Annotated in this window: 10 protein-coding genes; 3 read left to right on the top strand and 7 right to left on the bottom strand. The window is 71.5% G+C overall.

Features of this window, described 5'->3' with window-relative positions; translation table 11 throughout:
- Position 1 precedes the first annotated feature (1 nt).
- Genes cydC through LL946_RS08875 form a run of 4 tightly spaced genes read right to left on the bottom strand, consistent with a single transcriptional unit; the run spans position 2 to position 5,748 of the window.
- Positions 2-1,582 carry a thiol reductant ABC exporter subunit CydC gene (gene cydC, locus LL946_RS08860; protein WP_404386666.1) on the bottom strand — a complete coding sequence of 527 codons (1,581 nt, stop codon included), beginning with the start codon at positions 1,580-1,582 and terminating at the stop codon, positions 2-4.
- On the bottom strand, positions 1,579-3,204 hold the full coding sequence (gene cydD / locus LL946_RS08865; protein WP_404386667.1) for a thiol reductant ABC exporter subunit CydD: 1,626 nt from the start codon (positions 3,202-3,204) through the stop codon (positions 1,579-1,581). Before cydD ends, cydC begins: the two co-directional genes overlap by 4 nt.
- Positions 3,205-3,220: 16 nt before the next feature.
- A complete protein-coding gene (gene cydB / locus LL946_RS08870; RefSeq protein WP_404386668.1) occupies positions 3,221-4,264 on the bottom strand; it encodes a cytochrome d ubiquinol oxidase subunit II in 1,044 nt (347 codons plus the stop codon).
- A gap of 14 nt (positions 4,265-4,278) precedes the next feature.
- The gene (locus LL946_RS08875) at positions 4,279-5,748 is read right to left on the bottom strand and encodes a cytochrome ubiquinol oxidase subunit I (protein ID WP_404386669.1); all 1,470 of its coding nucleotides are present in this window, start codon (positions 5,746-5,748) and stop codon (positions 4,279-4,281) included.
- 174 nt (positions 5,749-5,922) lie between these two features.
- Here LL946_RS08875 and LL946_RS08880 point away from each other — a divergent pair, with 174 nt between their 5' ends.
- Positions 5,923-6,375 carry a hypothetical protein gene (locus LL946_RS08880; protein WP_404386670.1) on the top strand — a complete coding sequence of 151 codons (453 nt, stop codon included), beginning with the start codon at positions 5,923-5,925 and terminating at the stop codon, positions 6,373-6,375.
- Positions 6,376-6,400: 25 nt separating this feature from the next.
- Here the strand turns inward: LL946_RS08880 and LL946_RS08885 are convergent, their stop codons facing one another.
- Complete coding sequence (locus LL946_RS08885) at positions 6,401-8,089, bottom strand: substrate-binding domain-containing protein (RefSeq protein ID WP_404386671.1); 1,689 nt, start codon at positions 8,087-8,089, stop codon at positions 6,401-6,403.
- 40 nt (positions 8,090-8,129) lie between these two features.
- Positions 8,130-8,519 (bottom strand): phage holin family protein, encoded by a 390-nt coding sequence (locus LL946_RS08890; RefSeq protein WP_404386672.1) that lies wholly within the window; start codon positions 8,517-8,519, stop codon positions 8,130-8,132.
- A gap of 95 nt (positions 8,520-8,614) precedes the next feature.
- Here LL946_RS08890 and hisC point away from each other — a divergent pair, with 95 nt between their 5' ends.
- Together hisC and LL946_RS08900 are read left to right on the top strand one after the other, a co-directional pair.
- A complete protein-coding gene (gene hisC, locus LL946_RS08895) occupies positions 8,615-9,715 on the top strand; it encodes a histidinol-phosphate transaminase (RefSeq protein ID WP_404386673.1) in 1,101 nt (366 codons plus the stop codon).
- A gap of 294 nt (positions 9,716-10,009) precedes the next feature.
- A complete protein-coding gene (locus LL946_RS08900; RefSeq protein WP_404386674.1) occupies positions 10,010-13,297 on the top strand; it encodes a S8 family serine peptidase in 3,288 nt (1,095 codons plus the stop codon).
- A gap of 84 nt (positions 13,298-13,381) precedes the next feature.
- Here LL946_RS08900 and LL946_RS08905 read toward each other — a convergent pair whose 3' ends face one another.
- Positions 13,382-14,059, bottom strand: coding sequence for a hypothetical protein (locus LL946_RS08905; protein WP_404386675.1), 678 nt, complete (start codon positions 14,057-14,059; stop codon positions 13,382-13,384).
- Positions 14,060-14,109: the final 50 nt, after the last annotated feature.

Raw genomic sequence — 14,109 nt, forward strand, 5'->3', positions numbered from 1 at the left:
CCTAGCGGGCGGGGCTGAGGTCGAGGACCTCGTCGAGGGAGTCGAGGCCCTCGTGGCGGTGGCTGACGACCACCACGGTACGCCCCGCGAGGGCGGCGCTGACGTCGCGCATCACGCTCGTCGCCGTGGGGTGGTCGAGGTGGGCGACGGGCTCGTCGAGCAGCACGACCGGGCGGCCGGACAGCACCGCGCGGGCCAGGGCCAGGCGCGCTCGCTCGCCGCCGGAGATGCCGCGCCCGCCGGAGCCGAGGTGGGTGGCCAGGCCCTCGGGGAGCTCGGCGAACCACCCTCCGAGCCCGGCGACGTCGAGTGCCTCGACAAGGTCGTCGTCCGAGGCGTCCGGGCGGGCGAGGAGGAGGTTGGCTCGCAGGTCGGCGCCGAACACGTGGGGCTCGTCGTCAACCACTGCGACGAACTCGCGAACGGCGTCGAGGTCGAGGTCCTTGGCGTCCTGCCCGCCGACGAGGTAGCGGCCCGACGTCGTGTCGAGGGCGCGGGCGAGGACGGCCAGCGTCGTCGACTTGCCCGACCCGTTGGCGCCGACGATCCCGACCCGACGGCCAGGGGGCAGGTCGAGCTCGACACCGGACACGTCGGTGCGGCCGTCGACCCACCCGGCGCTCACCCCCTGCAGACGGAGGTGCGGTGCACGCGAGGTCGGACGCGCCGTGCCGCGTGCAGCGACCGCCGGCTCCTGGTCGAGCAGGGACTCCACCCGCCGCTCGCTCTGCTCGGCGCGGGCCCGGGCCCGGACGGCGTCCGCCAGCGGCAACATCGCGTCGGCGAGGGCGGCAGGCACGACGACGAGCAGCGCCATGACGCCGGGCGAGACGTCGGCACCCACGGCGACCCGGGCCATCGCGAGGGTGGCGACTCCGGTGAGGGCGAGGACACCGCCGGTGACGAAGGCCCGGCCGCGGCTCTGGCGACGCAGCGCTCGCCCGAGGTCGTCGTGGGCCCGGTCCAGCCGGGCGAGCACGTCGCCCTCGGCTCCGATCGCCCGGAGCTCGGACGTATGCCGTGCCACGAGCTCCGCCGCCCGGCTCACCTCCGCGCGCGCCGCGCCGAGGACGGGCTGGGCCGAGCGCTCGAGCGCCAGACCGGCAGCCGCCACCGCCACGACGAGCGCCACCCAGCCGAGGACGACGACGGCGGCCGTCGGCACGAGCAGTCCGGTGAGCAGGGTCGTCGACGCAGCGGCCACGACGGCCGACAGGACGGGGACGCGCACGCGCACATGGGCCTCGACGACGTCGGTGAGGTCGTCGACCACACCGGTGAGCACCGCGCTGCGGGACCGGCGGCCGAGGCGGGCCGGGGTGAGCGGGACGAGTGCGGCATACACGCGGGTGCGGGCGTCGGCAAGGTCGCCCAGCGCGGTGTCGTGCGAGCGGAGCCGCTCGAGGTGGCGGAAGAACGGGCGGGCCATGCCGAAGGCGCGGACCCCGACGATCGCGGTGAGCAGGGTGAGGATGACGGGGCGCTCGGCGGCGCGCACGATGAGCCAGCCCGAGGTCGCGGTGAGCGCGACGCCCGAGGTGAGGGCGAGTCCGCCCCACAGCCCGGCGAGCCGGCCCTTCATGCCGGCACCGCCTCGACCGTGGACCCGGCGAGGTGCAGGTGCTCGTCGGCGACGGCCACGAGGTCGGCCGCGTGCGTCGCGGCGACGACGCAGCGGTCGGCGCCGAGGTCACGGACGAGGGCCCGCACGAGCGACTCCGATCCGGCGTCCAGGTGCGCGGTCGGCTCGTCGAGCAGGAGCACCGGAGCGGTCGACAGCACGGCCCGCGCCAGCGCGAGCCGGGTGCGCTGCCCCGCCGAGAGGCCGAAGCCGTCGTCCCCGAGCGCACTGTCGAGTCCCCGGGGGAGCCCGGCGACGAACGCCGACAGCCCGACCCGGCCCAGCGCCGACCACAGGTCCGCGTCGGTCCGCGGCTGTGTCGCCCCGAGTCGCAGGGCGTCGGCGATGCTCCCGTCCGGCAGGAACGGGCGCTGCGTCACGTAGTGGGTCGCGGCCGACGCCACGCGCCCGGCCGTGGGCACGCGGAGCCCGGCGACGACGTCGAGCAGGGTCGACTTGCCGGCCCCGGACTCGCCGGTGACGACGGTGAGCCCCGGCCCGGCGACGAGCGAGACGTCGTCGAGCACCCGCCGGTCAGCCTGAGGGAAGACGTACGAGACCCGCTCCACCACCACCCGACTTCTTGCTCCGGGACCACCCATCTGGCCCGAATCCGGGGCTGAGTCGGTGGCTGCGGGGCAATCAGTCGCGGGGGTGAGCTCGGCGAGGATGGCGTCTACGGCCGTGGCACCGTCGGCCGCCGCGTGGAACTCGGCGCCGACGCGGCGGATCGGCCAGTACGCCTCCGGGGCCAGCAGGATCGCGAGCAGCCCGGCCTCGAGCGTCATCGACCCGTGGGTGAGCCGCAGCCCGACGGTGACGGCGACGATGGCGACCGAGATCGACGCGAGCAGCTCGAGCGCGGACGAGCTGAGGAAGGCCACCCGCAGCGTGCGCATCGTCGCCGTGCGGTGCTGCTCGGAGACCGCGCGCACGACCTCGACCTGACGGCCGGCCCGCCCGTAGGCGACGAGGGTCGGCAACCCGCGCATGACGTCGCCGAAGTGACCGGCGAGCTGCTCGAGCGCGCGCCACCGGCTCATCGTGTCGTCTTGCGTCGTCCGGCCGATGAGGGCGGCGAACAGCGGCAGCAGCGGCAGGGTGAGGACGACGATGAGCGCACTGAGCGGGTCGACGACGACGAGGGCGCCGACCGCGAGCACCGGCACGACGACCCCGGCGACGAGGGCCGGGAGGAAGCGGGCGGCATACGGCTCGACGGCGCTCGCGCCCTGGACCGCGAGGGTCGAAGCGCGCTCCGCCTCGGGGCGGCGTTCGACCGGCTCCGCGAGCCAGTGCTCGAGGAGGCGTCGCCGCAGCACCGAGCTGACCCGGTGCGAGGTGCTCGCCCCCACACGTTCGACGAGCATGCCGAGCAGGGCGCGCACGCCGAAGACCCCGACGACCCAGACCCCGCTGCGCTGCCACTCGCCCCCGGACACGACGTCCGTGACGAGCCGGGCGAGGGCGAACGCGAGCCCGATCGCGGCCATGCCCTGGAGGCCGGCGACGACGACGAGCGCGGCCACCGGTCGCCGCACCGCGGGTGCCCCGCTGAGCAGCCGTGGGTCGAAGGGCCTCATCGGGTATGCCGTCCGCTCACTTCACGAGGACCGGTGCCGGGATGTGGTGGGTCGCCAGCCGGCGCCGGAACACCCAGTAGGTCCACGTCGTGTACATGAGGACGATGGGCACGAAGCACACGGCCGCGATCGTCATGATCTGGAGCGTCATCGTCGAGCTGGCCGCGTTCTCGATGGTGAGCGACGTGCCGCCGGCGAGGGTCGTCGGCATGACCGCTGGGTGCAGCGCCACGAAGTAGGCCGCGGCGGCAGCCACCCAGGTCAACGCGGTGCCGGCGAAGGCCGGGCCCTCACGTCCCTGCCGGTTGGCGGCGAGGGCGCCGACGAGCGCGACAGCCGCGACGAGGGCGAGGGCAACGACGGCGACCGACCCCTGCGTCACGACGAGCCAGCCGAGGAGCGCCACCGCGAGGACGGCCGTGCCCACGCCCACGCGCTCGGCGACCCGTCGCGCGTCCTCACGGATCGGGCCGTCGGTCTTGAGCGCGAGGAAGAGCGCGCCGTGCGTCACCGAGAGGGCGACGAAGGTGAGGCCGCCGAGCAGGCTGGGCACGTTGAGCAGGGTCCAGAGCGAGCCGACGTACTCGAAGTCGGCATCGAGCGGGACGCCCCGCACGACGTTGGTCAGCGCCACTCCGACGAGGAAGGGCGCGAGCACGGACCCGGCGATGATCGCAACGTCCCAGCGCCGGCGCCATGCGTCGTCGTCCCGCTTGTGGCGGTACTCGAGACCCATGTTGCGCACGATGAGCGCCACGAGGAGGAGCAGCAGCGGCAGGTAGAACGCCGAGAACATCGTCGCGTACCAGTGCGGGAACGCCGCGAAGGTCGCACCGCCGGCAGTGAGCAGCCAGACCTCGTTGCCGTCCCAGTGCGGGCCGATCGCGGTGAGCATGACGCGGCGACGGTTCTCGCCGTCCTCGACGGCCCGGCCGACGCGGGCGCCCCGGCCTCCCAGGACGGGGAGCAGCGCGCCGACCCCGAAGTCGAAGCCCTCGAGGACGAGGTAGCCCGTCCAGAGGACGCCGATGAGCAGGAACCAGATGAAGGGGTAGTCCATGTCGAACTCGCTTCTCAGTAGGCGAACTGGAGGGGAGCGTCCTCGGCGGGCACGTCCTCCGCCGGGTCGTGGAACGGCTCCGCCCCGTGAGCGACGTAGCGCAGGAAGAGACGGACCTCCACGACGGCCAGGACGGCATACACGAGCGTGTAGACGACCATCGAGATCCACACCTCGGCCGCGGAGACCGACGGCGAGACGCCGAAGGCGGTCGTCATGAGGCCGTTGACGAGCCAGGGCTGGCGACCCGTCTCGGTGAAGATCCATCCGAAGCTGTTGCCGACGATGGGCAGCAGCGGCGCGGCGACCGCGGCCCAGACCCACCACCGCGAGACGGGCGGGCGCTCCCGGCCACGGGTGACCCAGAGCAGGAGGGCGGACAGCGCCATCGACGCGAAGCCGACGCCCATCATGAGCCGGAACGTCCAGTAGGCGAGGGGCACGTTGGGGGTGTAGTCGCGGTCGGCGGTGATGCGGGCGACGTCGCTGCCATAGGTCCGCTCGATGGCGGCCACCATCTCCGCGTTGCGGGCCTTGATCTCGTTGATGCCCTCGACCGTGCCGTTCGGGTTGCCGGTCGCCATGAACGCGAGCACCTTGGGCACCTTGACCGAGAAGTGCTCCTGCGTGCCGTCGAGGGAGCCGATGGTGAGGATCGAGAAGCCGGCACCGGCCTCGGTCTCGTAGAGCGCCTCCGCCGCGGCCATCTTCATCGGCTGGACCTCGGTCATGATCTTGCCCTGGACGTCGCCGCTGACGATGACGCCGAGGCTGGCGACGAGCGTCATCACGGCACCGAGCCGTGCCGCCCGGCGGTACATCGGCACGTCGGACGCGTCCGCGGCGCCCGGCCTCGCGGCCCGTCGCCACAGCCACACGCAGACACCCATGACGGTGGCGCCGCCGACCATGTAGGCCGACGTGATGACGTGCGGGAACGCCACGAGCTGGACCTTGTTGGTGAGGATCGCGACGAAGTCGGCCATCTCCGCCCGGCCGTTCTCGGCGTTGTAGCGGAAGCCGACCGGGTTCTGCATGAACGAGTTCGCGGCGAGGATGAAGTACGCCGAGAGGAGCGTGCCGACGTGGACGACCCACATCGTGGCGGCGTGGACCTTCTCGGGGATCCGGCCCCACCCGAAGATCCACAGGCCGAGGAAGGTCGACTCGACGAAGAACGCGAGGAGCGCCTCGAGCGCGAGCGGCGCACCGAAGATGTCGCCGACGAAGCGCGAGTAGTCCGACCAGTTCATCCCGAACTGGAACTCCTGGACGATGCCGGTGACGAGGCCCAGCGCGAAGTTGATCGTGAAGAGCTTGCCGAGGAACTTCGTCATCCGCAGCCACTCCGGCCGGCGCGTGCGCACCCAGGCGACGTGCGTGACGCCGACGACGAACGAGAGGCCGATCGTCACGGGCACGAAGAGGAAGTGGTAGACGGTCGTGATGGCGAACTGCCACCTCGCCAGGTCGACGGGGTCCATGGGTCTCCTCGGGGCAGTCCTGACGGGGCGATCTACTACGACGGATCGTAATACGACGTCACGTAGTAGTTCCAAATCCGTCCGTATGCCGTCCCTCACGTCCCTCGCGAGGGCGGCGCGGTCGTCCGCGCGCGAGTTTGGCGACGGCGCCCGAATGGCTAGCGTGGCGGTGTCATGACGCAACGCCACTCACCACGCCACTCCGCCGCCAAGACCCCTGGCAGCTGGCTCGCGCTCGCGGCCGCCGGCGCCTGCCTCGTGCTCGCGGGCATCTTCGCGCTCGTGAGTGGCGACGACGGCGTCCCGTCCGGACCGGCGTCGACGCCGCGCACCCAGGAGGGCGACGGCGGGCCCACCGGCGTGGGTGGGTCGTTGCCGAGCGGGGAGAGCCCGACGGTGAGTCCGTCGTCGACGACGACCGCGGATCCCCTCGCCAGCTCGTCCCCGGTGCGGACCGACGGGGTGACCCAAGCGACCCCGCGACCGACCTCGACGACTGCGGAGCCGGCCCCCGTCCAGACCACGGCGCCGACGACCGGTGCCGCGACGGCCACGGCGACCGCGACCAAGCGCCCGAAGCCGACACCCCCCGGTGTCACGAACCGGCCGACGAAGACCCCGAAGTAGGAATCCCTGGCTCAGGGACCTTGGCTCAGGGAGCCTGGGAGGGCTCCCGGGCGAGGAGGGCCTGGACGAACACCGTGAGCAGGTCGTCGGAGGTGTTGGCGGTGTAGCTCGCGCCACCGGACGCCGCCGCGATGGCCTGGAGTGCCTTCGGGTCGGCCTCGCCCATGCCGATGGTGATGCTGCGCACCGGCCTGGTCGGGTCGTGCGCCGTCTTGATCTGCGCGAGGAGCTGGCTGAGCCCGAGGCCGCCGCCGGGGTCGTCGTTCTTGCCGTCGGTGATGATGACGACCGAGTTGAAGTACCCGGGGTCATAGGTCCGCGTCATCTCGGCGAAGGCCGCAGCCGTCGTGTCGTAGAGGCCGGTGTCGCCGCTGATGTAGCTCGGGAACTTGCGCAGCGCGGTGACGATCGCGTCGCGGTGGGTGCCCGCGCCCTCGGGCTCGTCGAGCCGGGCGATGGGTGCGATCGGCGCCCAGTCCTTGCCCTTGCCGCCCTTGTCGGTGGAGAAGATCCAGCCACCGACCTGGCTGCCGTCGGGCAGTCGCTGGACCGCGGTGGTGAGCGACTCCTCGGCGACCTTGGCGCGGGTCTTGCCGCCGGTGTCCTTGGCCACCGTCGTCATCGACCCCGAGACGTCGATGATCGCGAGCATGCGGGCGTCGGCCTTGAGGACGTCCCACTGGCGCAGCGCCGCCAGCCGGGCGTCGGTGGGCATCGCCTCCAGCGTGGTGAACCTCGCTGCCTCGACCCCTTCGATCACCGGACCGCCGCTGTCGTCGTCACCGCGGAAGCCGGCCGCGGCGAACGCCTCGGCGGCACCGGGAGAGGTGACCGCGCGCAGGCCGGCGTCGGCGACCTCCTTGAGCGCGGGGGACAGGTCGGGTGCGGGCACCCACGGGTAGTCCATCGACAGTGTCCCGGCGCGGGGGAAGAGCGGCCTGAGCAGGCCCGGGCTCTCCTTCGTGTATGCCGCGAGGGCCTGTTCGCTGATCGGGAACGGCTCGCTGCGGGTCGTCGTCGACCTCGACGGGTCCTCGGCGCCCGCGAGCAGGTCGCTCGTGCTCGTCGCAGCGAACCGCGACAGCAGGATGATGCGCTGCCCGGCCGTGACGTCCTTGGTCGTCGCCCCGGCGCCGGCCCTGGACCCGAGGTAGGCCAGCCGGCTGGCGGTGTCGAGGTGGGGGTTGGCGAGGTGGATCGCCCCGCTCTTGTTGATGAGGGCGTTCCACGACGCGAACTCGCCGGACAGCTTGTCCGCGCTCGTCACCGGGTTGGCGAGGACCACGGGGGAGTGCGCGAGCGAGTCCGCCGCGACCCAGTCGGCCGTGACGGCCGAGCCGGTGCTCCCGGCGGTCGTCTGGTCGAGCCACACCGACGAGTCGGGGACCCACACGTCCGGGGCCCGGTCCTGCCGGATGCGGCTCGCGACGCTGGACGAGCGGCTGCCCGACACCTCGAAGCGGTGGCAGGGGTTCGCATTGGTCGCGCTCGCCAGCTGAGCCTTGACGAGGTCGGCGAGCTCGGCCGCGACCTCGACGCGCAGCGGCGGGGTGGTGCAGGCAGGCCCGTTCCCCGAGGCGGCGGTGCCGTCGTCCGAGCCGGTTCCGCGGCCGAGGGCGTAGGCGCCACCCGCGACGACGAGGGCGCCGGCGACGAGCGCGGCGATGATGCCGCGCTGGCTGGGGGCGGCGCTGGGAGCCTGGTGACGACCCATGAGTGAGGCAGTTCGTGAGGAGGGGAGCTGGTGCCGGTGGTCAGTCGTCGTCGCCGTCGGGCAGGACGACGCTGAGGAGCCACGAGACGATGGTGATGATGACCGCGCCGAGGACGGCGTCCCAGAAGAACTCGGTGATCGTGAAGGCCAGTCCCAGCGGCTCGGCGATCCACTCGGTGATCTGCAGCATGAACGCGTTGACGATGAACGTGAACAGGCCCAGCGTGAGCACGATGACGGGGAACGACAGCACCTTGGCGATCGGCCGGATCACGGCGTTGACCAGCCCGAACACCAGGGCGACGAGCACGATCGTCACGACCTTGCTGGTCCACGCGTCGTCCTCGCCGAAGCTGATGCCGTCGATGAGGCCGGCGGCGGCCCAGAGGGCGACCGCGTTGATGAGGACTCGGATCAGGAAGTTCTGCACGCGGTCATGCTCCCATGAGCACCACGACGGGGGGAACGAGTGGCCCGGAAGTGGTGTCTCTCTCGTCCTCTGGCGCTGGCCCTACAGTGGCGGGCATGACCGACGGCACGCCTTCGACCCCCTCCACCACCGTGCGGCTGCGAGGGTCGCTCGACGCCGTTCCCGCCTACGTGGCAGGGAAGCCGGCCGCGGCGCAGGCCGGCATCACGGCATACAAGATGTCGTCCAACGAGAACCCGTACCCTCCGCTGCCGTCGGTCCTCGACGTCGTCCGGGAGCAGGCGGCGCAGATGAACCGCTACCCCGACATGGGGGTCACGGCCCTCACGGCCGCGCTCGCCGAGCGCCTCGACGTGCCCGCGGCACGCATCGCGACCGGTCCGGGCAGCGTCGGCGTCCTCGGGCAGATCATCACCGCGCTCTGCGACGCCGGTGACGAGGTCGTCTTCGCCTGGCGCAGCTTCGAGGCCTACCCGATCCTCGTCGCGCTCGCCGGCGCCACCGCCGTCCAGGTTCCGCTCACCGCTGAGGCGCGGCACGACCTCGACGCCATGGCGGAGGCCGTCACCGAGCGGACCAAGGTCGTGCTCGTCTGCACCCCCAACAACCCGACCGGCCCGAGCGTGCGTGCCGACGAGCTCGAGGCCTTCCTCGACCGCGTGCCGCAGGACGTCCTCGTCGTCCTCGACGAGGCCTACCTCGAGTTCGTCACGAGCGAGGAGGCGCCCGACGCGCTTGCGATCCACCGCGCTCGCCCCAACGTCGCCGTCCTCCGCACCTTCTCCAAGGCCTACGGCCTGGCCGGCCTGAGGGTCGGGTATGCCGTGGCGCACGAGCCCGTCGCCGAGGCGCTGCGCAAGGCCGCCATCCCGTTCGGGGTGAACTCGCTGGCGCAGGCCGCCGCCATCGCCTCGCTCGAGGGCTACGACGAGCTCGACGTCCGGGTCAAGGAGCTCGTCGCCGAGCGCGCCCGTGTCGTCGCCGCGCTCGAGGAGCTCGGCTGGGACGTCCCGGACACCGACGCCAACTTCGTGTGGTTCGGCGTGGGCGAGCGCACTGCCGAGCTCGCGGCGGCATGCCAGGCGGCCGGTCTCACGGTGCGGCCCTACGGCACCGACGGCGTGCGCGTCACCATCGCCGAGCCCGAGGCCAACGACCGGTTGCTCGAGGTCATGGCGTCCTTCCCTCGCGACTGACCCCGGTCTCCTGGGTTGCGCTTGCGTCCGCCGCTTTGGGGCCCAGGCCGTCAGGTTGTCGGACGTTGTGTATGTCGTCCGATGTGACCAGAACACATCCACCGAGTGGGTGGTGCGTCGGATCCTGTCCACCCCTAGGGGTGATAGTTCGATGACTTCCCGCACAACGCACAGATTTCTCTGGCAAACCTCTGGCGGGTCGCGGCTCCAGAGGTCACACTCATGGTTCTGCCCGCGAGTGCGGGTGAGTCGTGGCCCTTGCAGGTGTCCACGAGAACCGAGAGGACACCGAACGTGACCCGACGCACCATGCGCCGAAGCTTCACGACGGTCGCCGGAATCGCCGCCGCCGCACTTGCCGCGACGGCTGCTGCACCCCAGTCGGGTGCAGCACCGGGAGACCGTGAGATCACCGTGGCGAAGGCGCCCACGGCGCAGTCGCAGAACGGCAAGGTCAAGGCCGCCAAGGCCAACGACAAGCTGGGTCGCCACGACCGCGACCTGCTCGAGAAGGCCGTCAACGCCAAGACGTCCAACGTCGTCGTCATGATCTCGACCGAGAAGGGCCAGACCGCGAAGGCGGTCAAGGCCATCACGGCGAGCGGGGGAAGCGTCGCCACGGTCAACGACCGGGTCGGCTACATCAGCGCCAGCGTCCCGACCGGCAAGGTCGACGCCGTGGCCAAGGACGCCGCCATCGTCGCGGTCGACCTCAACGAGCGCATCGAGCTGCCCCGCCCCGAGGCCGAGTCGGCCGCCGGCGCCGAGGCCGCAGGCGTGACCGCACCCGGTGCGGGCACCTCGGACGACAACCCGTTCATGCCGACGCGCGACACCGGGTCTATCGCCTTCAAGCAGGCCAACCCGACGTTCGACGGCCGGGGCACGACCATCGGCGTCATCGACTCCGGTGTCGACCTCGACCACCCCGCGCTGCAGACGACCTCGACCGGCGAGCGCAAGATCGTCGACTGGGTCACCGGTACCCACCCCGTCCTCGAGGGCGACGGCTCCTGGCGGGCCATGGTGACGGACGTCGCTGGCCCGAAGTTCGGCACTTGGACCGCGCCTGAGGGCACCTACAAGTTCTCCACCGTCGCAGAGTCCATCTCAACCGCCTCCGAGGCCAAGGGTGACTTCAACCGTGACGGCGACAAGACCGACACGTGGGGCATCCTCTACAGCGAGACCACCAACGACATCTGGGTGGACGCCAACCAGGACCGCACCTTCTCGGCCTCCGAGAAGATGCGTCCCTACAAGGAGAAGTTCGACATCGGCCACTTCGGTGTCGACAACCCCGACACCGACATCGCCGAGTCCATGCCGTTCGTCGTCGAGTACCGCGAGGACGTCGACATGAGCCCCTACGGCGGCACCTGGGTCGGCCAGAAGCGCGACTTCGTCAACATCGGCGTCGTCGAGTCCGCGCACGGCACGCACGTCGCCGGCATCGCCGCGGGCCACTCGCTCTTCGGTGGCGAGATGGACGGCCAGGCGCCCGGCGCCAAGGTCGTCTCCACCCGCGCCTGCTCCTGGGGTGGCGGCTGCACCGCGGTGGCGCTGACTGACGGCATGGTCGACCTCGTCGCCAACCGTGGCGTCGACGTCGTCAACATGTCCATCGGTGGCCTCCCGGCCCTCAACGACGGCAACAACGCCCGGGCCCGTCTCTACGACGCGCTCATCAAGGAGTACGGCGTCCAGATCGTCATCTCCGCGGGCAACAGTGGCCCCGGCATCAACTCGATCGGTGACCCCTCGGTCGCCACCGACGTCGTGTCCGTCGCCTCCTCGATCACCAAGGAGACGTGGAAGTCCAACTACGGCGCCGACGTGAGCTCGGCCGTCGCGCTGCACAACTACTCCTCGCGCGGTCCGCGTGAGGACGGCGGCTTCAAGCCCAACGTCATGGCTCCCGGCTCGGCCGTCTCGTCGATCCCGACCTGGCAGCCCGGAGGTCCGGTCCCCGAGGCCGGCTACCAGCTGCCCGCCGGCTACGCCCACTTCAACGGCACGTCGATGGCCTCGCCGCAGACCGCCGGTGCCACGGCGCTGCTCATCTCGGCCGCCAAGGCGACCAAGGTGAAGATCACGCCGCGCCAGATCCGCGACTCGCTCTACACGACGGCCGACTACAAGGACAACGTCGAGGCCATCGGCCAGGGCGCCGGCCTCGTCGACGTCCCCGAGGCGTGGACCCTCCTCAAGACGGCCCCGAAGTCGCAGGACTACACCGTCACGGCACCGGTCTGCACCCCCCTGTCCGGCTTCCTCGCGACGCCGCACCAGGGCACGGGTCTCTACAACCGCTGCGCCACCGGCGCAGGCGGCCTCACCTCGGGCGTCGAGCAGAACTTCGTCGTGAAGTCGACCCGCACCACCGGTGCCAAGGGCAACGTCTTCCACAAGCTGCGTCTCGTCGGCAACGACGGCACGTTCAAGCTGCCGGTGACGTCGCGTCCGCAGCCGCTCGGCGAGTCGGTCGACATCCCGGTCACGGTCAAGACCTCGACGCCGGGCGTCCACTCGGCGATCCTCGAGATCGACGACCCGGCCACCACGGTCGTCGACAAGCGGGTGCTGCTCACCGTCGTCCTCTCGCAGGACCTCAAGGCGCCGTCGTTCCAGGCGTCCAAGAGCGGCTCCGTCGAGCGCAACCTCTTCGAGAAGTTCTACGTCACCGTCCCGGCGGGCGCCAAGGCCCTCCAGGTCAACCTCGGCAAGTACGCCGACGGGTCGCAGGTCCGCTGGATCGCCTACAACCCGTACGGCAACCCGGTCGAGTCGACGTCGTCCCTCATGTGCTTCACCAACTTCAACGACGGTGGCGGCTGCAACTCCACGTCGCGCAGCTACTCGAACCCGCTCCCGGGCATCTGGGAGCTCCAGGTCGAGGCGCGTCGCACCAGCCCGGTGCTGGCCAACCCGTTCGAGATCACCGCGAGCGCCCAGGGTGTCGCCGTCAACCCGGCGACCCAGACGGTGCCGTCCGCCAAGGTCGGGGTCGCCACCCCGGTCTCCTGGACGGTCACCAACCAGCTGGCGCCCGTGACGATCGCGCCCAAGGGCGGGCCGCTCGGCTCGGCCGTGGCCGAGCGCAAGACGATCGCCAACCACGAGCTGCAGAGGTTCACGGTCACCATCCCCTCGGGTGCGACCAAGTTCGTGGCCAAGATCGGCAACCCGTCCGACCCGGCGGCTGACCTCGACCTGTTCGTCCGCGACGCGGCCGGCAAGATCGTGGCCCAGCAGGCCGACGGTGACAGCGAGGAGGCCGTGACGATCACCGCCCCGGCTGCCGGCACCTACACCGTCGAGGTCGACGGCTACGCCGTTCCTGCCGGCTCGACCCAGTACGACTACCTCGATGTCTTCTACTCGGCCGGTCTCGGCACCCTCACGGTGCCCGCGACGACGACCGAGCTGGGCACGGGCGAGTCGACGTCGGTCACCGGCGAGCTCACGGTCGCGGCGGTCCCCGCCGCCGGCCGTCAGGTCTCTGGCGAGATGCAGGTCCAGTCCACCTCCGGTGCGCTCCTCGGCACCGGTGAGGTCCTCATCGGATCGGTCACCCCGTGACCTCGGTCTGACCACGACGAGGGGCCCCGCGGCGAGCTTTCGCCGCGGGGCCCTTCGCTGTCCGCGCAGACCTGGGTATGCCGTTCAGCGGACGGGGATGACCGTCTGCACCTCGAACGCCGGGCCCTGCTGGCAGGTGGTCATGAGGTCGTCCCGGCGCACACCGCGCACCGTGACGCGCTGGCCGTCGGGCACGGTCACCGAACCGACGAGGACGAACGTGCCCTGATCGCTCTGGAACACCCGGCAGCCGGCCTCGACGCCGTCGGTCGCGACGCCCGTGAGCGTCATGGTCTGTCCGGTGGAGGGCGGGGTCGGCAGCACAGGCAGGTCCTCGACGTAGTCGCCCTCGATCGCCCGGCTCACGAGGAAGGGCAGCCCCTGGGGGCAGTCCGGGTTCACCGCGTCCATCGCGACCCCCTCGACACGGTATGCCGTCCCGGCCCGCAACCCGTCGACCTCGCCGATGAGGACCCACCGGGTGGCGTCACGGTCGTTCTCGAAGACGGTGCAGGCGCCGGTGCTCGTGACGCGGCCGCCCATCGTCGTCGGGCGCGCGCGCCCGCTCGGCGGCATGCTCGGGGTCGTCCCACCGGGATCGGCAGAGTCCGAGGGCGAGGGGGAGGGCATGCTCGAGGGTGACACGCTCGACCCGCCGTCGCCACCGTCGCCACCGACCGAGCCGCAGGCAGACAGGAGAACGAGGGCGAGGAGTGAGCCCACGGCATACCTGGTCGTCGGTGGGGGCGAGGGCGTCCGCATGGTCATGAACCTACGACGCGACCTGCGCCGTCCCGGTTCCAGACCTACGC

The sequence above is a fragment of the Knoellia locipacati genome (genome assembly GCF_044791685.1).
In the GTDB taxonomy this organism is placed as follows: Bacteria; Actinomycetota; Actinomycetes; order Actinomycetales; family Dermatophilaceae; genus Knoellia; species Knoellia locipacati_A.